16 protein-coding genes are annotated in these 20,068 nt (G+C 63.0%); 1 reads left to right on the top strand and 15 read right to left on the bottom strand.

Features of this window, described 5'->3' with window-relative positions:
* Window positions 1-122 precede the first annotated feature (122 nt).
* From U4Y90_RS23775 to U4Y90_RS23840, 14 genes are all read right to left on the bottom strand, one after another.
* Window positions 123-1,142 carry a 2-dehydropantoate 2-reductase gene (locus U4Y90_RS23775; RefSeq protein WP_321798213.1) on the bottom strand — a complete coding sequence of 340 codons (1,020 nt, stop codon included), beginning with the start codon at window positions 1,140-1,142 and terminating at the stop codon, window positions 123-125.
* Between the two features lie 101 nt (window positions 1,143-1,243).
* Entirely contained in the window at window positions 1,244-2,641 is a 1,398-nt protein-coding gene (locus U4Y90_RS23780; protein WP_321798214.1) for an NAD(P)(+) transhydrogenase (Re/Si-specific) subunit beta, read from the bottom strand.
* 10 nt (window positions 2,642-2,651) lie between these two features.
* Window positions 2,652-4,217 carry a Re/Si-specific NAD(P)(+) transhydrogenase subunit alpha gene (locus tag U4Y90_RS23785; protein ID WP_321798215.1) on the bottom strand — a complete coding sequence of 522 codons (1,566 nt, stop codon included), beginning with the start codon at window positions 4,215-4,217 and terminating at the stop codon, window positions 2,652-2,654.
* Between the two features lie 65 nt (window positions 4,218-4,282).
* Window positions 4,283-5,092 (bottom strand): fumarylacetoacetate hydrolase family protein, encoded by an 810-nt coding sequence (locus tag U4Y90_RS23790; protein ID WP_321798216.1) that lies wholly within the window; start codon window positions 5,090-5,092, stop codon window positions 4,283-4,285.
* 274 nt (window positions 5,093-5,366) lie between these two features.
* Window positions 5,367-5,798 (bottom strand): PAS domain-containing protein, encoded by a 432-nt coding sequence (locus tag U4Y90_RS23795; protein ID WP_321798218.1) that lies wholly within the window; start codon window positions 5,796-5,798, stop codon window positions 5,367-5,369.
* A gap of 161 nt (window positions 5,799-5,959) precedes the next feature.
* Entirely contained in the window at window positions 5,960-7,213 is a 1,254-nt protein-coding gene (gene frc / locus U4Y90_RS23800; RefSeq protein WP_321798220.1) for a formyl-CoA transferase, read from the bottom strand.
* 28 nt (window positions 7,214-7,241) lie between these two features.
* Window positions 7,242-8,984, bottom strand: coding sequence for an oxalyl-CoA decarboxylase (gene oxc, locus U4Y90_RS23805; RefSeq protein ID WP_321798222.1), 1,743 nt, complete (start codon window positions 8,982-8,984; stop codon window positions 7,242-7,244).
* Between the two features lie 147 nt (window positions 8,985-9,131).
* Complete coding sequence (locus U4Y90_RS23810) at window positions 9,132-9,863, bottom strand: GntR family transcriptional regulator (protein WP_321798224.1); 732 nt, start codon at window positions 9,861-9,863, stop codon at window positions 9,132-9,134.
* A gap of 516 nt (window positions 9,864-10,379) precedes the next feature.
* Window positions 10,380-11,732, bottom strand: coding sequence for an oxalate/formate MFS antiporter (gene oxlT / locus U4Y90_RS23815; protein WP_321798225.1), 1,353 nt, complete (start codon window positions 11,730-11,732; stop codon window positions 10,380-10,382).
* Between the two features lie 403 nt (window positions 11,733-12,135).
* Window positions 12,136-12,804 (bottom strand): type B chloramphenicol O-acetyltransferase, encoded by a 669-nt coding sequence (catB, locus tag U4Y90_RS23820; RefSeq protein WP_321798227.1) that lies wholly within the window; start codon window positions 12,802-12,804, stop codon window positions 12,136-12,138.
* A 211-nt stretch (window positions 12,805-13,015) separates the two neighbouring features.
* The gene (locus U4Y90_RS23825) at window positions 13,016-13,273 is read right to left on the bottom strand and encodes a DUF4242 domain-containing protein (RefSeq protein ID WP_321798228.1); all 258 of its coding nucleotides are present in this window, start codon (window positions 13,271-13,273) and stop codon (window positions 13,016-13,018) included.
* A gap of 56 nt (window positions 13,274-13,329) precedes the next feature.
* Complete coding sequence (locus U4Y90_RS23830; protein WP_321798230.1) at window positions 13,330-16,974, bottom strand: AAA family ATPase; 3,645 nt, start codon at window positions 16,972-16,974, stop codon at window positions 13,330-13,332.
* Window positions 16,975-17,145: 171 nt separating this feature from the next.
* Complete coding sequence (locus tag U4Y90_RS23835; protein WP_321798358.1) at window positions 17,146-17,865, bottom strand: DUF2182 domain-containing protein; 720 nt, start codon at window positions 17,863-17,865, stop codon at window positions 17,146-17,148.
* Between the two features lie 74 nt (window positions 17,866-17,939).
* Entirely contained in the window at window positions 17,940-18,542 is a 603-nt protein-coding gene (locus tag U4Y90_RS23840; RefSeq protein WP_321798231.1) for a DUF1326 domain-containing protein, read from the bottom strand.
* 301 nt (window positions 18,543-18,843) lie between these two features.
* On the opposite strand from U4Y90_RS23840, the gene U4Y90_RS23845 reads away from it, so the two are divergent.
* A complete protein-coding gene (locus U4Y90_RS23845) occupies window positions 18,844-19,104 on the top strand; it encodes a hypothetical protein (RefSeq protein WP_321798232.1) in 261 nt (86 codons plus the stop codon).
* A 121-nt stretch (window positions 19,105-19,225) separates the two neighbouring features.
* On the opposite strand, the gene U4Y90_RS23850 is transcribed toward U4Y90_RS23845, so the two are convergent.
* Complete coding sequence (locus U4Y90_RS23850) at window positions 19,226-19,921, bottom strand: CBS domain-containing protein (RefSeq protein ID WP_321798233.1); 696 nt, start codon at window positions 19,919-19,921, stop codon at window positions 19,226-19,228.
* Window positions 19,922-20,068: the final 147 nt, after the last annotated feature.

Genomic DNA, 20,068 nt, shown 5'->3' on the forward strand with positions numbered 1-20,068 from the left:
GCGTGATTCGTGGCGACGCTCACGCTCGCCGTTGCTCGGGTCGCAACGCGGAGCAGCGCCACGCGTGGGGTTGCGCGGGTTTCCGACCTGCCTGGAGACGGTTCGGAAACCCCGTACCACGCCTATGACGCGGTTTCGACTACGGGCGCGGATCTTGCCGCCGGCCGGAACGACTGCTCCGCGATCTGTCCTCGCAATTTGATGAGCGCGAGCACCGTATCGATGGTCGGGGTCGCCTGCCCGACGAGCCGCCCCATTTCCTGGACGACCGTGAGGAGCGGATCGATCTCCATCGGCCGGCTGGCTTCGAGATCCTGAAGCATCGACGTCTTGTGCGCGCCGACGGCCCCCGCGCCGTCGATACGCCTTTCGACATCGACACGAAAATGCACGCCGAAGCGATCGGCAATGGCTTTGGCCTCCAGCATCATCGCCTTGGACACGGCGCGCGTAGCCGGGTTGCCCGTAATGACATCGAGCGTTGCGTGAGTCAATGCGCTGATCGGGTTGAAGCAGAGATTGCCCCACAGCTTCAGCCAGATTTCATCACGGATCTGCTCGCGGATCGGCGCGTCCAGACCCGCCGCGGTCATGACTTCATGCAGCTTCTGAGTGCGATCACTGCGCTCGCCATTGGGTTCGCCGATCGGAAATTTCTTTCCGTATACATGGCGGACGACACCCGGCGCGACGACCTCCGCAGCCGGGTACACGACGCAGCCGATCGCGCGCTCAGGCCCGAGCGCGCTCCATTGCGTTCCTCCGGGATCGACGCTATCGAGCGTGGTGCCTTCCAGTTCTCCTCCATGCTTGTAGAAGTACCAGTACGGAATCCCGTTGACCGCCGTCACGATTGCCGTGTCCGGTCCGAGCAGAGTCCGGATCTGATCGACGACACCCGGCACCGAATGCGCCTTCAACGCGACGATCACGTAATCCTGCCGACCCAGCTCGCGCGGGTCCGATGCGCATCGGACCTTGACGACGCGTTCCTCGCCATCGATTTGCAACCGTACGCCATGCTCCTGCATCGCGGCGAGGTGTGGACCACGCGCGACGAAGCTCACGTCGGCGCCAGCAGACGCCAGTTGAGCGCCGAGATATGCACCGATCGCACCGGCGCCATAGACACAGATCTTCATCGTTACTCCCTGTCCCACGTCAAGAATGCCGAGGGCCGACGACTCCGCTTCGTCCCGGCCCTCGAAGCCACGGCTTTCCTATGTTCGATACGCGACGGCGCTCACGCGCTGAGCTGACTGAGCAGCGCATCGACACTGCCCTTCGCGTCACCGAACAGCATCCGCGTGTTTTCCTTATAGAAGAGCGGGTTGTCGACGCCCGCATAGCCCGCCGCCATGCTTCGTTTGGACACGACCACCGTACGTGCCTTCCACACTTCGAGCACGGGCATGCCGGCGATCGGACTGCCCGGGTCCTCCAGTGCGCCCGGATTCACGATGTCGTTCGCGCCGATCACGAGCACGACATCCGTGTTGGAAAAGTCGTCGTTGATTTCATCCATCTCGAGCACGATGTCATACGGCACCTTCGCCTCGGCCAGCAGCACGTTCATATGCCCCGGCAAGCGCCCCGCCACCGGATGAATGCCGAAGCGAACGTTCACGCCCTGGTTGCGCAGCTTCTTCGTGATCTCGCTGATGGTCGCCTGAGCCTGCGCGACCGCCATGCCGTAGCCCGGCACGATGACGACTTCCGATGCATCGCGCAGCAGCGAGCCGACTTCGTCGACGGTGACGGGCGCGACTTCGCCCTCGATCGCCTTCGCCGCGGACGACGACGCCGTGCCGAACCCGCCCAGTATCACGGAGAGGAACTTGCGGTTCATCGCGCGGCACATGATGTAGCTCAGAATGGCGCCGCTGGAGCCGACCAGCGCGCCGGTCACGATCAACAGATCGTTGCTGAGCATGAAGCCGGTCGCCGCGGCGGCCCAGCCCGAATAGCTGTTGAGCATCGACACGACGACCGGCATGTCCGCGCCGCCGATCGCCATCACCAGATGCACGCCGATCAGCGCGGCGATCGCGGTCATCGTGAGCAGCGCGCTGATGCCGACATCGGCATCGGGCGCGGTGATGAACACATAGCCGAGCGCAACGCACCCGAACACGCCGACGAGATTCAACGCGTGGCGCATCGGCAGCAACAGCGGCTTGCCTCCCACGATGCCCTGCAGCTTCAGGAACGCAGCGATGGACCCCGTGAACGTGACCGCGCCGATGAACACGCCGAGATAGATCTCGACATCGTGGACCGATCGCGCCACGTCGCCAGATTCCGCGCCGGCCGAAGGCGACAGATAGCTCGCAATGGCGACCAGCACCGCCGCCAGGCCCACGAAGCTGTGCAGCGCCGCGACGAGCTGCGGCATCTGTGTCATCTCGACGCGTCGTGCGAGCATCGCGCCGCCCGCTATGCCGATCGTCATCAGCGCGGCGACGACCGGCAACGCGGCCCCGCCGTTGAGCCACAGCGTCGTGACGATTGCGATGGCCATGCCGACGACGCCGTAGAGATTGCCGCGCCGCGCCGTCGATGGATGACTGAGCCCGCGCAGGCTCAGGATGAACAACACGCTCGCCGCCAGATAGGCGATGCTTCCGATTCCGTTTTGCATGTCGATCTCCTTAGCGCTGGAACATGTTCAACATGCGTTGAGTGACGAGAAATCCGCCCGCGATATTGATCGTCGCGATCAGTATCGCGAGGCCCGCGAGAATCCCGACGAGGTTATGGGGCGTGCCGACCTGCAACAGCGCGCCCGTCACGATGATCCCGCTCACCGCGTTCGTCACGCTCATGAGCGGCGTGTGCAAGGCGGGCGTCACGTTCCACACGACCTGATAGCCGACGAAGATCGCGAGCACGAAAACCGTGAAGTGCGCGACGAACGCAGGCGGCGCGACGGCGCCCAGCGCGAGGAGCAATGCAGCGGCAATCACGAGACCGGCGACGCCGATCCATCCCGCGCGGCGCTTCTGCTCGACCGTCGCCTCGATTGTGGCCGCGGGCTTCGCGGCGGCGGGAGCGGCTGCGGCAGGCGCGGGTTCGGCCTTCTTCGGCAGCGGCCATCGCATCTGCCCGCGCAGGATCACCGCTACGCCGCCGATCACCTCGTCATCGGTATTGACCACGATCTCGCCATTCTTCTGCGGCGTCAGATCGGTCAGAAGGTGCCGCACATTCGTGCCGTACAACTGGCTCGATTGCGTCGCCATGCGCGACGGGAGATCCGTATAGCCGACGATCGTGACGCCCTCCACGCACGCCGCCTCGTTAGGCTGCGTCAGTTCGCAGTTGCCGCCCTGCTCCGCCGCCATGTCGACGATCACGCTGCCCTGACGCATGCTGCGCACCATGTCGGCGGTGATCAGTTTCGGCGCCGGCTTGCCCGGAATCAGCGCGGTCGTCACGATGATGTCGACGTCCTTCGCCTGCGCGGCGAACAGCGCCATTTCCGCGGCGATGAATTCCGGGCTCATCTCTTTCGCGTAGCCGCCGCTGCCGCTGCCGTCCTCGACATAGTCGAGTTCGAGAAACTCCGCGCCCATGCTCTCGACCTGCTGCCGCACTTCGGGCCGCGTATCGAAGGCGCGGACGATCGCGCCGAGACTGCGCGCCGCGCCGATCGCGGCCAGTCCGGCCACGCCGGCGCCGATCACCATCACCTTCGCCGGGGCGATCTTGCCCGCCGCCGTGATCTGTCCCATGAAGCCGCGGCCGAACTGGTGCGCGGCTTCGATGACCGCGCGATAGCCCGCCATATTGGCCATCGAGCTGAGTGCATCGAGCTTTTGCGCGCGCGAGATGCGCGGCACGCAGTCCATCGCGAGCACGGTCACGTTGCGCGCGGCGAGGCGCGCCAACAGCGCTGCGTTCTGCGCCGGCCAGACAAAGCTGATCAGCGTCGATCCCTCGCGCAGCCACTCGACTTCATCGCCCACGGGCGCGATGGAAGGCGCACGCACTTTCACGACGATATCCGCCCCCGCATAGAGCGACGGCGCGTTCTCCGCGATCCGCGCACCCGCGGCGCGATACGCTTCGTCGGGGAATGCGGCGAGTTCGCCCGCGCCGGTCTCGACGGTTACCTCGAAACCGAGCTTCAGCAAATGTCCGACTACTTCCGGCGTCAACGCGACGCGACGTTCCCCGGGATAGCGCTCCCGTGGCACTGCAATCATCATTGGCATGACTGTGTTCCCAATCGACGGTTTGAATTCTTGAGTGGCGTGCGCCTGAACGCGCCTGGGAAGCGTTATCGTGCTTCGGCCGTCGCGAGTGCTTCGGACACGTGGTTCGTCAATGTGCCGATGCCTTCGATCGAGACCTCGACCGTCGCGCCGTCGCGCATCGAACCCACGCCCAGCGAAGTGCCGCACGCGATGACGTCGCCTGGCAGCAAGGTCATGTCGCGAGAAATGAGGCTCACCTGTTCCAGCGGTGAGAACGCCATGTCGGCGAGCGGGTAGTTCTGTCGTTCGACGCCGTCGAGCGTGGTCACGACATGTTTGTCTTTCCAGTCGAACCCGGTCGCGATCGCCGGACCGATACAGCCGAACGTGTCATAGCCTTTCGCGCGGCACCATTGTGCAAAGTTCGGATCTTCGAACAGATTATCGGCGGCCGTGACGTCGTTCACGCATGTGTAGCCGAATACGTAATCGGCGGCTTCTTCGACGCTCACATTGCTGCATCGCTTTCCGATCACGATCCCGAGTTCGCCTTCGTAGACGATCTTGCCGCCGTATGCGGCGGGACGCCGGATCGTGTCGCCCGGTCCCGCGAGCGACGTCGAAGGCTTGATCAGATATAGCGGATGGCTGGGCAGCGCCTTGCCGAGCTTCGCGGAGAGCGCATGAAAGTTGTTCCATAACGCGACGATCCGGCTCGGCGCGCACGGGCTCGTCAGCGAAATCCTGTCGAGATCGAACGTCCGGCCTGTCGGACGCGGCGAGGCGAACATGTCGCCTTCGTATTCGATGACGCGAGCGTCGTCGAGCAAACCAGAACCGGTGCGGCGCTTACCGTCGGCCGTCGTGTGCGTATAGCGGATCCACAAGCTCATAACTTTTTTCCCGATGTCGCAAAACCTTTCGCGCCGATGCGTCGAGACGATCCGGACGCACGCAGCCGCCTGCGCCTCGCGTCAGCGTGAAGCTGGCGCAAGGTACGAATGATGGTCAATTCCTGGTCGGTCAGCCACGAATGCGGGCATCGAGTCAAGCGGCCGGCGGGATGGGTGGCCGCTCTCTCCTTGCGGCCGCGTCCGTGCGCCTTGTGGTGCGCAGACGCGGGCCGCCGTCTCCTTGTTGCTTGTCGTTCTGTACTTCGCCGAAGCTTCAGGCGGCGGCTTTCGCCTCCAGCTCGGCAATGCGCTTGCGCAGCGCGCGATCCTCCTGGAACCGCGCAGTTTCATCGCGGATGATCGCGACGATGCCGTTCAATTCTCCTTGCGGCGAACGCAACAACGCGACGGTAAATGCAATCGACATCGCGCGTCCGGCTTTATCGACGGCTGGCACCTTGAGCAGATCGTGCCCGTAGCGCGTCTCGCCTGTCGCCATCGTTTTGTTATAGCCGTCCCAATGACGGCCGCGCAGCCGTTCCGGGATGATCAGATCCAGCGACTGACCCAATGCTTCGCTTTGAGTAAAGCCGAACATGCGCTCTGCCGCCGGATTCCACAGTGTGATCGCTCCGCTCGCATCCGAAATGATCACGGCGTCGCCAATTGCATTGACGAGCTGCTCGTAGTCGATGGTGGGGGTCATGGTGTTATCCGGATCGTGGGGTATCGATCGAAGCTCATGCTCGAATCGATCCGTCGTTTCAGAAGGGCCGCCGCCGTTCCTCCGCCTTCGCTTCGCACCGATGCCGCGAAAGGAAGACGGGAGAAGGCAGCGATCACCCTTTACCTGCCACTACAAACGCGTCAGACGGCGCGCGCTTCCTGCATGCTTGCAACTTGCTCCTTGCTATAGCCGAGTTCGAGCAGCACTTCCTCGGTGTGCTCGCCCAGAAGCGGCGAGCCCGTGATTTCCGGCTTCAGTTCCGAGAACTTGATCGGGCTGCCGACCGTGAGGTACTTGCCGCGCACCTTATGATCCACTTCGACGATGGAACCGCTCGCGCGCAACGATTCATCGTTCGCGAGTTCCTTCATCGTCAGCACCGGCGCGCACGGAATGTCGAACTTGCGCAGGATATCGACGGCTTCGAACTTGGTCTTGTCCGCGAGCCACGCCTCGATCGTATTGAAGATATCGAAGATATGCGGCTGGCGCGCTTCGGCCGTCATGTAATTCGGATCTTCGATCCATTCCGGCTTGCCGATGGCGCGGCAAATCGGCGCCCATGCGTGACCTTGAATCGTGAAGTAGATGTATGCGTTCGGGTCGGTTTCCCAGCCCTTGCACTTGAGGACCCAACCCGGCTGTCCGCCGCCGCCCGCATTGCCGCCACGCGGCACGACATCGCTGAAGGTGCCGTGCGGGTATTGCGGATATTCCTCGAGATAGCCGACGCGGTCCAGGCGCTGCTGATCGCGCAGCTTCACGCGGCACAGGTTGAGCACGCTGTCCTGCATCGACACGGCGACTTTCTGGCCGCGGCCCGTTTGCTGCCGGCCGATGATCGCCGTGAGAATGCCGATGGCGAGATGCATGCCGGTGTTGCTGTCGCCGAGCGCGGCGGCGCTGATGGTCGGCGGGCCGTCCCAGAAGCCCGTCGTCGATGCCGCACCACCCGCGCACTGCGCAACGTTCTCATAGACTTTGAGATCGTCGTAGTGGTGACCGTCGCTGAAGCCCTTGACGGATGCCACGATCATCTTCGGATTCAGCTCCCTGATGTTCTCCCACGAAAAACCCATGCGGTCCAGCGCGCCCGGCCCGAAGTTCTCGACCAGCACGTCCGATTCCTTGATCAGCTTGGTCAGCACCTCCTTGCCTTCCGGCTTTTTCGTATCGAGCGTCAGCGATCGCTTGTTGCTGTTGAGCATCGTGAAGTACAGCGCGTCGGCCTCCGGAATATCGCGGAGCTGGTTACGCGTGACGTCGCCCGAACCGGGACGCTCGACCTTGATCACGTCGGCGCCGAACCATGCCAGCATCTGGGTGCATGCGGGACCGGCTTGCACGTGCGTGAAATCGATGATCTTGATGCCTTTGAGTGGTTTGTCGCTCAATTGAGTTCTCCTTGATGGCTAGTCTTGATTACTTTTTCATCGCCGCGCTTTGCGGATTCAGATTCGTCAGGCGACCGCTTTCCGTGCCGGCCGCTTCGTCGATCACTGCGTTGATCAGCGTCGGTTTGCCCGACTTGATCGCTTCTTCGAGTGCATGCGTGAGTTCTTCCGGCGTGGTCGCGTTGAAGCCGATCCCGCCGAATGCCTCGATCATCTTGTCGTAGCGCGCGTTCTTCACGAACACGGTCGGCGCGACGTCCTTGCCGCCGGTCGGATTCACATCGGTGCCGCGATACACGCCGTTGTTGTTGAACACGATGGTGCAGACCGGCAAGTCATATCGGCAGATGGTTTCGAGTTCCATGCCGCTGAAGCCGAACGCGCTGTCGCCTTCTATCGCGACGACCTGCTTGCCGCTCGTCACCGCCGCGCCGATCGCGAAGCCCATGCCGATGCCCATGATTCCCCAGGTGCCCGAATCGAAACGCTTGCGCGGCTCGTACATGTCGATGATGCTGCGCGCATAGTCGAGCGTGTTCGCACCTTCGTTGACGACGTTGATATCGGGCCGCGTCTTCAGCACGTCGCGGATGGCGCGCAGCGCGCTGTGGAAATTCATCGGCGACGGATTCTTCGCGAGCGTGGCCGCCATCTTTTCGAGGTTCTTGTTCTTGCGCTCGTTGATCGCACCCGTCCATTCGCTCGACGGCTTCGGGAAGCCCGCGTCCATGCCCGAGACGAGCGCCGACACGCACGAGCCGATGTCACCGATCACCGGTGCGGCGATCGCGACGTTGCTGTCGATTTCGGTCGGCGAAATGTCGATCTGCACGAATTGCTTCGGCGCCGCGCCCCAGGTCTTGCCCTTGCCGTGCGCGAGCAGCCAGTTCAGACGCGCGCCGATCAGCACGACGCAATCCGCTTCCTGCAACACGAACGAACGCGCCGCCGACGCCGATTGCGCATGCGTGTCGGGCAGCAGGCCCTTCGCCATCGACATCGGCAGATACGGAATGCCGCTCTTCTCGACCAGCTCGCGAATCTGCGCATCGGCCTGCGCGTATGCCGCGCCCTTGCCCAGCAGAATCAGCGGACGCTTCGCCTTCTTGATGACGTCGAGCGCGCGCTTCACCGAATCCGGCGACGGCAACTGGCGCGGCGCGGCATCGACGACCTTCACGAGCGATTGCTGGCCTTTGAGCGCGTCGATCGTCTGCGCGAGCAGCTTGGCGGGCAGATCGAGATACACGCCGCCCGGGCGGCCCGACACGGCCGCGCGGATCGCACGCGCAACACCGATGCCGATGTCTTCCGCATGCAGCACGCGATAGGCGGCCTTCGCATACGGCTTCGCTGCGTTGAGCTGATCCATCTCTTCGTAATCGCCCTGCTGCAGATCGACGATCTCGCGCTCGCTCGAGCCGCTGATGAGGATCATCGGGAAGCAGTTGGTGGTTGCGTTGGCGAGCGCGGTCAGCCCGTTCAGGAAGCCCGGCGCCGACACGGTCAGGCAGATGCCCGGCTTCTGCGTCATGTAGCCGGCGATCGCCGCCGCATTGCCCGCATGCTGCTCATGGCGAAAACCGATGAAGCGCATGCCTTCCGCCTGCGCAAGTCGCGCGAGGTCCGTGATTGGAATGCCGACAAGGCCGAAGATCGTGTCAATGTCGTTCAGCTTCAGCGCATCGATGACGAGATGGAAACCGTCGGTCGTTTGCGGCGCCTTCACTTCAGCGGCTTCCTGTGTTCTTGCCTCGAGTACGTCTGCCATTTGTCTCCCCCAGAGGGCCGGTTATGTTGGTGATATACTAGATACCAGATATCGTATTTGTCAAAGCTTAATTGCGGTTTCGGGACTAGGGTGAACCAGAAGAACATCGGTCACGCGTCCCACGCATCGCACGCGTAAGAACCTGCTTCAATCGAGAAAGTCGCAATGGGCCTCGACGAACGCGGCAAGCTCGAGCGAATGCTCTTTCACGAGCTTCTCGGCCAGCTCCGAATCGCGCATCTCCAGCGCTTCGATAATCCGCATGTGATCGACGATCGAACGCGACGCGCGGTCGCTTTGCGGTAGCGTCACTTTGCGAATGGCACGCACATGGGCGAAGACGTTCTTGATCGTGTCGAAGATGACTTGCGACTTGGATAGCCGCACGATGGCCGAATGAAACGCGATGTTCGCTTCCGAGTACTCGTCGATATTTTCGGCAGGCGTCGAGTCGCGAAAATGGTCGAACATCTTGCGAAGCCCGGCGATCTCCTCGTCGGTTGCGCGCTGGATCGCGAGTTGCGCCGCCGCGCTTTCCAGCGCGGCCCACATGTGAATCATCTCGACGATCTCGCGCCGGGTCTTGCGCAAGATATAGACGCCGCGACGCGATCCGGAGCGCAGGAAGCCCTCCTGCTGAAGCAGCACCATGGCTTCGCGGATCGGCGTGCGCGACACGCCGAGCGCTTCCGTCAGCTCCTTTTCGTCGAGACGAATTTCTCTCTGCGAGTGGTAGATATCTGCTTCGGCGATCAACTGCCGCAGTTTCACGTACGCCTGATCGCGAAGCGAGGTGGCGGCGCTGATGGGCTCCAACGACAACTTCAGTCCGCCGGCGCAGATCCCGGCCCCCTCCAGAGTTTGAGTTTCAGATGACATTGGCTGCTCGATTCCCGATTTGCGGATGTGCCCTGGTCGATGCCCGAGCGCCGTCCCGCTTGTTAGATCGCCATATCGACCGCATTCCGGTACGCGACGGTCCGAACCTTTCGCGCGTCTGCGATTGACTCTCCATCTCTGGTCCATGCAGCGCAGGCCGACCGCGCGCAGTGGTTTGCAGTGGTGTGATATACAAGATACTACATTCCGAATGTCATCGGATTGGTAGAAACGCTGATAACGCGCTCATGCGCGGCGTCAGGTGGGTAGGAAGGGATTCGAGAAAGCAGGAGGGAGCGCTCAGACGCGCCGACATCGCGGCACGCGTGCCGGCGTGGGCAATTGCGCGCGTTGGCACTCGCTTGTCATCGCAGGCCCTTGGCGGGCTTCGGTGACCATGCGAGTGCCGGCGACGCTATGGGCGGTAGGACAGTCGAGCCACAGTCGCGATGCCGCGCGAACGCGGCAGGCGAAGCCGGCCGATGCGGAGGGCACGCTCACGCGTGCCCCGAGTCTTCATCGGGCTGACGATTTGCTCGGCGCGTCCGTCCAGTCGGTCTGGAAGGACAAGTCGATGGACGGATGCGACGACGTCTGCGTAACCGTGTTCTCTATCCAGCGGCGGCGCATCGGCGCGAGCACGAACTTCGCGCACACGCCCGCCGCGATCGATGTGATCGCGGTGGCGATGAACACCGTGTTCCATGAGCCGAACGACGCGAGCACCGACGCGAGCGGCACCATCATGGAAGCCGTCCCCTTGGCCGTGTATAGCGTGCCTGCGTTCGCGGCGGCGTACTTGCTGCCGAACGTGTCCGCGCAGGTCGCGGGGAAGATCGAGAAAATCTCGCCCCAGCACAGGAACGTCAGCGCCGCGAACAGCATGAACATGTAGGGATTCTGTCCGAACTGCATCAACCCGAGCAGCGCGACGCCTTCGCCCAGAAAGATGATGAACATGGTGTTCTCGCGGCCGATCTTGTCCGAGATGAAACCGCACAGCGGACGCGTGAAGCCGTTGCACAGGTTGTCGATGGACAGCGTCATCGCGAGCAGCGGCAAGGTCGCGCCGAAGAGGCTCACCGGCATGCTTGCGAAGCCGTATTCCTTGGCGATCGGTCCGAACTGCGCGGTGGCGATCACGCCTCCCGCCGCCACCGCGACGAACATCGCGTACAGCACCCAGAAGATAGGCGCTCGCACCATCTGTCCGGTCGTATAGTCGATCTTGGTCGCCACGATGCGCCTGGCCGGCACGATGTTCGCCGGCGGCTTCGGCCGCACGAGCAACAGCGCGAGCACGAAGATGACCGCGCCCTGCAGAATGCCGAAGAACATGAACGCGCTTTCGTAGCCCGAGCTCTGGATCATGTTCGAGATCGGGATCACGGTAACCGCTGCGCCCGCGCCGAAGCCCGCGGCCGTCAGACCGGCCGCGAGGCCGCGCTTGTCCGGAAACCACTTCAGAGCTGTGCCGACGCACGTGCCGTACACGCACCCTGCGCCGATACCCGCGACCACCGCCGCGATGTACAGATGCATGAGCGTGGTGGCATGTGCGTCGATGACCCAGCCGATCGCCGCGCAGATCGCGCCGCCCATCACCACCGGGCGCGGCCCGAACTTGTCGACGAGCCAGCCCTCGACGGGCACGAGCCATGTCTCAGTGACGATGAAGATGGTGAACGCGGTTTGAATCGCCGCCTGTCCCCAGTGGTGCTTTGCGTCCATGGGCATCACGAACAATGTCCACGCGTACTGGAAATTGGCGACGAGCCCCATGCAGACAATGCCGATCACCAACTGCACCCACCTGTTTTGACGACGTCCGTGCGACTGCCCGGCTACCGCCGTATCTGCGCTTACCATGTCTGTCTCCGTTTATGTGTCATTGCGCTCGTTCGGCGCTTGATGTACTGCTGAAAATCGAGGCGGTGCTCAGGGTAACTACCCGGTCGACACGACATGCGCGTACGCGTGCCGGCCGAACAATCATCCCGAGCGATTCCGAATCGAATCCGGATAATACATGCCAAGGCTTCGTGCGCTGGAGGACAGGCATCGACGTGATGCTGGAGCGCATGGTCGGCTCTATTGGGTGCCGCGCATTCTTCTAAGCCTTACAAGCAGGGGGAAAACACGGAACCATCGTGCGCGAGAAAAACGATAAGGGAAAGTTATAAAAATTTACGATATGAATTCACTATCGTGAATGGATGATGGCGGCCGGTTTCGACGGCGACTGGGTAAGGATGCGTGCAAAGTTCGTACGTTAGCGGTCTGCCATCGCGCAACCGGATCGACATCCGGACAACGACGACTCGCGCCAACGCTCGTGCAGCGTTGCAATATCCGTCGAGCACAGCAGCTTCATCGATTCGCGGATCTCGTCGAGCGGCCAGTCCCACCAGCACATCGCGAGCAGCATGTCGATTTCTTCGTCCGAAAACCGCTTTCGAATCGGCTTCGCCGGATTGCCGCCCACGATCGTGTAGGGTTCGACATCCTTCGTGACGAGCGCGCGACTCCCGATCACTGCGCCATGTCCGATGCGCACACCCGGCATGATCATCGCCTCGGAGCCGATCCAGACATCGCTTCCGATAATCGTGTCGCCAGCGGGTTCGAATGCATCGCGGGCGTCGGCAAATGCCGGTTCGTCCTGCATGTAGAAGAACGGGAATGTGCTGATCCAGTCTTTCCGGTGGCCTTGATTACCCGCCATCATGAACGCCGCGCCGCTTCCGATCGAACAAAAGCTACCGATGATCAACCGGTCCCCGCCTGTGTGATCCGATCCGAGGTAGCGTGCGCAGTCATCGAACGAGTGTCCGTGATAGTAGCCAGCGTAATAGCTGCATCGCCCGACGATGATGTTTGGATTGCTCACCTGCGCTGAAATCGGCTTGCTCCCGAAAGGGCCGTCGAAGTAGTTTTCCATGGAGCGCCACGCTCGCGTGTATTGCGCGCGTTTTCGAGCGCACGGGTTATGGGGAGGACATCGTTTCACCTATCACAGCGACTTTATGCGGCTCGAATTAGATGACGATGAGGACTGCTTGCTCAGGAAGCGGTCAACGCATCGCTCGTGTCGACCTTCGGCCCGACGACGGACCGAAGTTCGTGTTCTTGGTGAAACCATCCCGCGACACCTAGCTGAACATTTCCGGCCGCAAGTCGCTCACTTCGATGATCACATCGGCCGGCAGATTTGCGCGCCGTGCCGCGGCGCGGATAGCCTCGACATTGGGTGCTTCATACAGGCAATACGTCTTTTTCTTGTCCGCGCTGAGAAACGAGAAAAGCCACTCGACGCCTTCCTCGTCGTTGATCCGCTTCACCGTGGCCGCACTGTCGTTGGTGACCTCCAGTTGTTCCGCGAAATTACGTTCGATCATGAAACGTGGCATGGCATCCTCCGCGTGTTTCGACAGCCCATCGCGCGTCAAACTGCGCGCTGGCTGCGCTAGTTTCCGGTCCTTGCGCCCGTCCGCGCACCACCGATGCGTTCGACGAGGGCGAACATCCTGAGTTTCCTGGCTTCGGTTGCCGCCAGCGCGAGCAGGTTTTGCGCGCGTGCGCCATCTCCGATGCGATTGCGCGCCGCCAGCATGAGCGCGTATTCGTGCCGGTCATGCGCGAGCCAGGGCCACGCGCGCAAGCGTTCGTCCATCTGCAGCGCGTACTCGAAATGCTGTTCGGCGTTAGACCAGTCGCCGAGCGCATGGGCCAGCATGCCGAGAAACCGCGCTGCCGATCCGCAGCAAAGCGTAAACACCGGCACCGTGACGACCTGATCCCGGAACGGCAGCAGAAGGGCGTAGATCCGCTCGGCATGTTCGACGTCTCGCAGGCGTGCGGCCACTTCCGCCAGATAGGCCAGCGTGACCAGCCGCTTGCTGTCCACGGGGACGCCGTACTCCGATTCCGCAAGCCGGTCGAGGTTGTCGCGGGCCTGCGCCGCGAAGCCGAGATCGCTACAGATCAACATGAATCCCGGGCGCCACGTCGAATCCTCGGAATGCGCGTCGTCGATAAAGCGCTTGAAGATCGGCGCGACTTCGGCGAGCCGGCCTTGTTCGCGGCGAATCGAGAACATCTGCATGCCGTAGACGCCGGTTGCGAGATTCGCGTCGGCGCTCTGCGCCATCTGCAGCGACTCGCGCGTCCTGCGCTCCGCCTCGGCGAAATCGCCGACGAGTATGGCCCGCATCGCTTGCGCGCCGGTCACGCACCACTTGTCGACGAAGTGCTGTCCGCTCGCGGCAATCTGCCGATATCGCTCCAGCGCGCTTTCGAACGCGTCTGCCTCGCCGATCTCCAGGTATCCGGCAAGACATCGGGCGCATGCATGACCGATGGTGTGCGTGTCGCCCAGCGTTTCCGCAATCTGCCTCAGCTCCAGCAACACGCCTTTACGCTGTGCAAACCGGTTCGCGGACAACGGGACCGCACCGACATGCATCAACTCGCACGCCAACGCGTCGAAAAGGCTTGGCAGATCGTTCAGACGTCGTGCGAGCGCGACGGCCTCGCCGGCAAGTTCGCTGCCTTGCTCGCGTGCGCCTGTCATATGAACGGTGCGCACGAGCCGACTCAACAAGCGGCAACGCTCGACCGATTCCTCCGCGCCGGTCTCGGCGAGCGCCTCTTCCAGCAACGCGAGCGATGCATTGCCGGAGCCTTCGAGGAAGGTCTCGGCGGTGTCGAACTCCAACGCTGCCTGCACGAGATGCGAAGTGAGCTTCTGTTCGCGGGCGATTCGAGCCGCTTCCCGGAAGGTCGCGATCGCCTCGCGTCGCGCCTGCCGAAGCTCTGCCCTGCCTCTTGTCAGCAGCAACGGCAGGATGCGAGCGGCCTGCTCGGGCTCGCCGCGGACGCATCGCCTGACGAGTTCGAGTCCGCGCTGCGCATGGGCGATGGCTTCGTCGTAGGCGGCGCCCGCGAGCGCCCGCTCGCCCGCGCGCTGCCAGTAGCCGATGGCGCGTTCCGGCAATTCAGCGGCGGCGAAGTTCTGTGCGATCAGTTCGGGCTGCCGCTCGACGATGTCCGGATAGTGTTCCTCGAGCGCGGCGGCGATGAGCGCATGGTAGTGCCGCCGGCGCGCAAGCAGAAGCGATTGATATGCGATCTCCTGAATCAATGCATGTCGGAACATATAGGCATCGTCGTCGACGCGTTTCCCCGCGGCGGGCACGATGATATCGGCCGCGATCAGACGGTCGAGCGCTTCCTGCAGTTCGTTCTCCGACCTGGACGCGATCAGGCCGAGCAGCTTCGCGCCGAACTCGCGTCCCACGGTGGCGGCGACCTGCGCGGTCTCCTTGACGGCCGGCTCGAGCCGGTCGAGCCGCGACAGCAACGAGCCCTGCAGCGTGTCGGGAATCGCGATCGTCCGCGCCGTGCCTTTGAACTCGTAGCTCATTCCGGCATCCTGCAACGAATCGCCCTGGAGAACGGCCTTGATCAGTTCTTCCACGAAGAGCGGCACGCCGTCCGTCTTGGAAACGATCTGATCGAGCACGAGAGCGGGAAGCCGCTTGCCGCCCGTCAGCCGCTCGATCATCGCCACACTGTCGCGGCGTGACAGTCGATCGAGCTTGAGTTGTACGAGATGCGGAAAAGTCCATCCCGGTTCGAACTCCGGCCGTGCGGTTAGCAGAACGAGGAGTCTCGCGGACATCAGCCGTTCGATCACGAGCCGAACGAATTCGAGCGATGACGGATCGATCCAGTGCGCGTCTTCGACCACGACGAGCACAGGCTGAACGCGCGTCGACGCTTCGAGCATGGCGACCAGCACGTCCAGCGTCCGGCGCTTGAAGGAAGGCGAAGAGGTGTCGACGGCCGGATCGCGCGTGGCTGCCGGTACGCCGAGCAGGTTGGCAAGCACGAGAAACGTTTCGTCGGCATCGAGTCCGAGTCTCGCGATGCCTGACTGCAGCCGCTCGCTGTCCGATCTATCCGGGCCGTCCGACGCATCCGGCACGTCCGCGCCGACGCCAAACGTGCGCTGCAGCCAGCGCAGCACGGGCCAGAAAGGACTGTTGCGATAGTAAGCGGAGCAATGAAGCGGGACGATCGCATGCGACTCCTCATCGATGCTGTCGCACAGCGCCCGAAGCACACGGGATTTTCCGATTCCCGGTTCGCCGGTCAGCAGCATGCAGCGCATTTCGCCTTCGACGCTCTGCTTCCAGCGCTGCCGGATCATGTCGAGTTCCGCGTTTCGGCCGATGAGCGGGGTGATGCCTCGGACCGCCCTGATCTCGAAGCGATTCGTCGCATCGGACGGCGCGAGAATGCGCTGGACCCGTACCGGACCGGTGATGCCCTTCAATTCCCGGCAGCCGAGGTCTTCGAGCTTGAACGATCCTTCGATCAGGTGCTGGGCAGTCGGCCCCACGACGATTGCATCGGGCGGCGCGAGCGCCTGCAGTCTCGCGGCGATGATCGGCGCTTCCCCGACGATCGCCTGCTGATCCAGCGAAGATCCCGCGCCCACCGCGCCCGCGACGACGAGCCCCGCTTCGATTCCGATCCGCACCCGCAGGCGCACGCCATATTCGGTCTCGACGCGATCGTTCGCCTCGCGGAGCGCCGCGATGGCGGAGAGCGCGGCGAGCACCGCGCGTATGGCATCGTCCTCGTGCGCGTTCGGGTAGCCGAAATAGACGAGCAGGCCGTCGCCGATATACAGCGCGATATGCCCTTCATGCGCTTCGATTGCGCGTGCGCAGGCTTGATGATAGCCGCCCAGAAGGCGTCGCATGTCTTCTGGATCGAAGCGCTCGGCGAGCGCTGTCGAGTCGATGAGATCGACGAACATCACCGTGACTTGCCGCCTCTCGGCCTCGACAACGCTGCGTGCCGGCGACCGGGACGAGTCTGCGCGATCTTTCGGCCGCCCGAGCGCATGTCTGTGCGTGCCGGTCAGACTCGCGAGCCCTTTGGCGAGCCGCTTACGGTCGCCGAGCGTGAGGCCGAGTTCCTTCAGGTCGCCCTCGGAAAGATCCCCGAGCACATCCCAGTCGATCCCTTGCGAGATGAACTTCGCAGCATGAGCGCCGAGGCCAATCTGCGCCAGCCATGTCGCCAGATCGTCGGTCATCGCTCAATCTCTGCTGTCGGTCCGGCTTCATCATCCGCGTGGCAGGGCGACTTGTCACGCGCCGCCGCGACCGTTTCGGGGAAAGTCAGGACACGCGCATGGCGACCGGACTTCTTAAGTATGTGAGTAACGTTGCGCGAGACATGAACCGTACCGCGCCGCGCGCGTGCCTCAGGCGACGTAGGCGTGCTGCGCGACGATCCATGCCGACCACGCGATAAGCGCTACGCCGAGCGGTTTGCCGATGTATGCGCCCCAGCGCAGATTCTTTTCGGCCGCCATGATCGCGCCCAGCGCCAGCATCCAGCCGACGCTTCCTGTGCCGACCGCGAACATGAGCAGCATCAGCGCCCAGCAGCAACCGATGCAGAAGGCGCCGTGATTCATGCCGAGCAGGAAGCTCTCGCGGCGCGCGCTGCGGCCCCGCCAGTGCCCGGTGATGAACATCAGCGGCGAGCGGCATCGGTCGAGACATCGATGCTTGAGACTGCTGAACTGATAGACGCCCGCGACCGCGACGATCGCGGCGCCGATCAGCCATGCGTTCGCGAGCAGCGTCGGTGACTGATCCGCAAGTCGATGAAGCGCCGCATCGAACCCATGCGCGACGAGGCCGAACAGCGCCCACATCGTCGCGTAGCCGACGATCAGCAACGCCATCAGCGCATGGCGGTTTTCACGCGCGATGGTCATTCGCCTGAAGTTGTCGAACAACAGGAAGGCGGTCGGCAGCATCATCGCCGCGATCATCAGGAGCCATGCGACGCTGTGCAGCAGCGCGACGATCGTCGGACTCGCGCCCGGCACCGCGTCGCATATCGCGCCGAGGACCGGCACGTCGATCCAGTTCGCGTGTCGCAGATAGCGTGCATAGGGGCCCGCGTCCCACATCCATAGCGCGATCCACGCGCCGATCGTCAAAGCGGCGAAGAGCGGCGCGAAAAGCCACGAGCGCTGGCGCGTGTTCACGACGCGAAGCTGAACGATCCCTGAATGGCGTTATGCCCCGTCAATGCGAGATCGAGACCGAGTGTCGCGTGCCGCAGGCGAAACGCGTTCGCCTTGCCGACGAAGGCCGGCGATCCGGGTATCGTCGAAAAAATGCTTTCGACCAGTTTGGTCGGCTCGCCGGTCGGGCCGCGATACGGCTCCATCTCGGCTTCGATGGTTTCGCCGACCTTCATCCTGCCTTTGCCGTCGGTGACGGAGTAGTCGATTGCAGCCCGTTCCACCGACACGATTTCGCCGATCAGCTTCACGATATCCGCGAGCGGCCCGCCGCGCTCGCCACGATGAACGCTCACGAGGGCGTCGAATTGCGCATCGCTCGCGCGCTCGTCGACAAACATCGCGACACGCCAGCCGCCTTTGAGCACATTGCCCGGGATGAACGCGGCGAACGCGACCGTCATGCCCGATACATCGACGCCGTCGATCGATCCTTGCTCGTAGTGATATGCAAGCGCGCTACGGCAGATGCCGTTGTCGGGATCCTCGCCGATCCAGCACGGGCACAGGACCTTGCACTCGCACACTTCGAGGATGCTGCCAACCAGTTTGTAGCTCATTTGCGCCTCCACCGCCGGTTGAATCCGGCCGGGAAGAACATCGCCGGACATGTTTTGTTGTAGGCGTTAAGGAGGCAAGAAGCAAAGGGGGCGGGGAACGTGCATGAGTGAAGCGGCTCATACATCGGGGGGCTGCAAGTCGAACCAAGCCGACGTCAGCCAGGCGTGTGTGGTGTAACGAATAGAGCCCGACGCCCGACGCCGATACTTTTCCAGAGAGCAGGCTCCATCGCCGCCCGTACGGAATTTTCGCCTGTCGAGCGCGGCGCTTATCGGCGTCAACGAACGAACAAGAACACGCATGCCTATGCTGAACAAATACGTCTGCGACAATTCGCAGGTCCAGATTGGCCTCGTCACGCAAGGCCATATTCCGACCATCGAGCGCATGCTGGAAGGCGGCGCGCTATGGCGTGACATCGGGCACGCGATCAACTGGGACCCGGCGATCGCGGCCCAGCACTACGCCCATTACGCCTTCGAACAACTCAAGCGCCTGCGCCGCGAACTGGAGACGCACGGAATGCTCGGCGTGCTCGCCGCCGAAGCCCCGTCGCAGTGATCGCTCTGTAGCGCCGCCTCGGTTCGCCAGGCGCGCCTCCGGCGCCGCACGCGAACCAGACCGCGCGGACTTGTCGTGGACAGCACCGCGCGATCCGCACAGCAATGCACGTTCGCTTTCGCTAATGCGACGATGGAACGGAGGGCGGAAGCCCGAAGTGCGTCTTCACGTCCCTCACGCCCGGCACATTCTCGGCCGCAACGCGGATCGCGCAGCCCTCTTCCGAGCCGACGACCGGGCCCCAGAGATGCACGGTTCCGTTTTCGACGGTGACGTTTTCCCGCGCGAGCGCCCAGGGATGGTCCTTCATGGCCGCGAGCACGTCTTCGCGGATCGCGTTATCGCCGCTCTCCGTTGTCGTGGGCACTTCGGGCGCCATGGTCACGAGCGCGCGAATCAGATTGGCCCGGCTCACCACGCCGACGATCTTGCCGTCGCGCATGACCGGCACGCGTTTGATGCGCCGACGATCGAGCAGTTCGGCGATATCGGCGACGGAACATGTTTCGGTCACCGTCGAGACGTCGGTGGTCATCACATCCCTGACCTTCCTCGCGTGCTCCTTCACATACTGGCTCGCGAGTTCAGTCGTCGACGCGGCGAGCTCGAGCCACCACGCGCGCTGTTTGACGCCCGTCCCGATCTCCGCGCGACGCATGAGATCGCCCTCCGTGACCATACCGAGCAATTTGCCGGACTCGTCGACCACGGGCATGCCGCTGATGCCGGCGAACACCATCATCCCCGCCGCGTGCCGTATTGACATGTCCGGACTGGCCGTGATGATCGAAGTCGTCATGATGTCGGAAGCTCGCACGTTTATCTCCTTCAGAGAAGTCATCGTTGTCTGCTACGACGGTGAATCTGTCGTCCGTGAGTTGCGCGCTCGATTCCAGAATCATCGCGCCGGAAGACCACCTGTGACAAGCAGACCTGCGATGAACGTGGCATCGAGCCGCCGTCG

Source organism: Caballeronia sp. J97 (assembly GCF_905220305.1).
GTDB lineage: Bacteria > Pseudomonadota > Gammaproteobacteria > Burkholderiales > Burkholderiaceae > Caballeronia.

Bases quoted from the DNA above. Each gene is read 5' to 3' on its own strand.
- oxc (WP_321798222.1), bottom strand. From the start codon at position 8,984: ATGGCAGACGTACTCGAGGCAAGAACACAGGAAGCCGCTGAAGTGAAG.
- U4Y90_RS23785 (WP_321798215.1), bottom strand. From the start codon at position 4,217: ATGCCAATGATGATTGCAGTGCCACGGGAGCGCTATCCCGGGGAACGT.
- U4Y90_RS23840 (WP_321798231.1), bottom strand. From the start codon at position 18,542: ATGAGCTACAAACTGGTTGGCAGCATCCTCGAAGTGTGCGAGTGCAAG.
- oxlT (WP_321798225.1), bottom strand. From the start codon at position 11,732: ATGGTAAGCGCAGATACGGCGGTAGCCGGGCAGTCGCACGGACGTCGT.
- U4Y90_RS23835 (WP_321798358.1), bottom strand. From the start codon at position 17,865: ATGTGGGACGCGGGCCCCTATGCACGCTATCTGCGACACGCGAACTGG.
- U4Y90_RS23825 (WP_321798228.1), bottom strand. From the start codon at position 13,273: ATGCCACGTTTCATGATCGAACGTAATTTCGCGGAACAACTGGAGGTC.
- catB (WP_321798227.1), bottom strand. From the start codon at position 12,804: ATGGAAAACTACTTCGACGGCCCTTTCGGGAGCAAGCCGATTTCAGCG.
- U4Y90_RS23790 (WP_321798216.1), bottom strand. From the start codon at position 5,092: ATGAGCTTGTGGATCCGCTATACGCACACGACGGCCGACGGTAAGCGC.
- U4Y90_RS23780 (WP_321798214.1), bottom strand. From the start codon at position 2,641: ATGCAAAACGGAATCGGAAGCATCGCCTATCTGGCGGCGAGCGTGTTG.
- U4Y90_RS23795 (WP_321798218.1), bottom strand. From the start codon at position 5,798: ATGACCCCCACCATCGACTACGAGCAGCTCGTCAATGCAATTGGCGAC.
- U4Y90_RS23810 (WP_321798224.1), bottom strand. From the start codon at position 9,863: ATGTCATCTGAAACTCAAACTCTGGAGGGGGCCGGGATCTGCGCCGGC.
- U4Y90_RS23830 (WP_321798230.1), bottom strand. From the start codon at position 16,974: ATGACCGACGATCTGGCGACATGGCTGGCGCAGATTGGCCTCGGCGCT.
- U4Y90_RS23775 (WP_321798213.1), bottom strand. From the start codon at position 1,142: ATGAAGATCTGTGTCTATGGCGCCGGTGCGATCGGTGCATATCTCGGC.
- U4Y90_RS23845 (WP_321798232.1), top strand. From the start codon at position 18,844: ATGCCTATGCTGAACAAATACGTCTGCGACAATTCGCAGGTCCAGATT.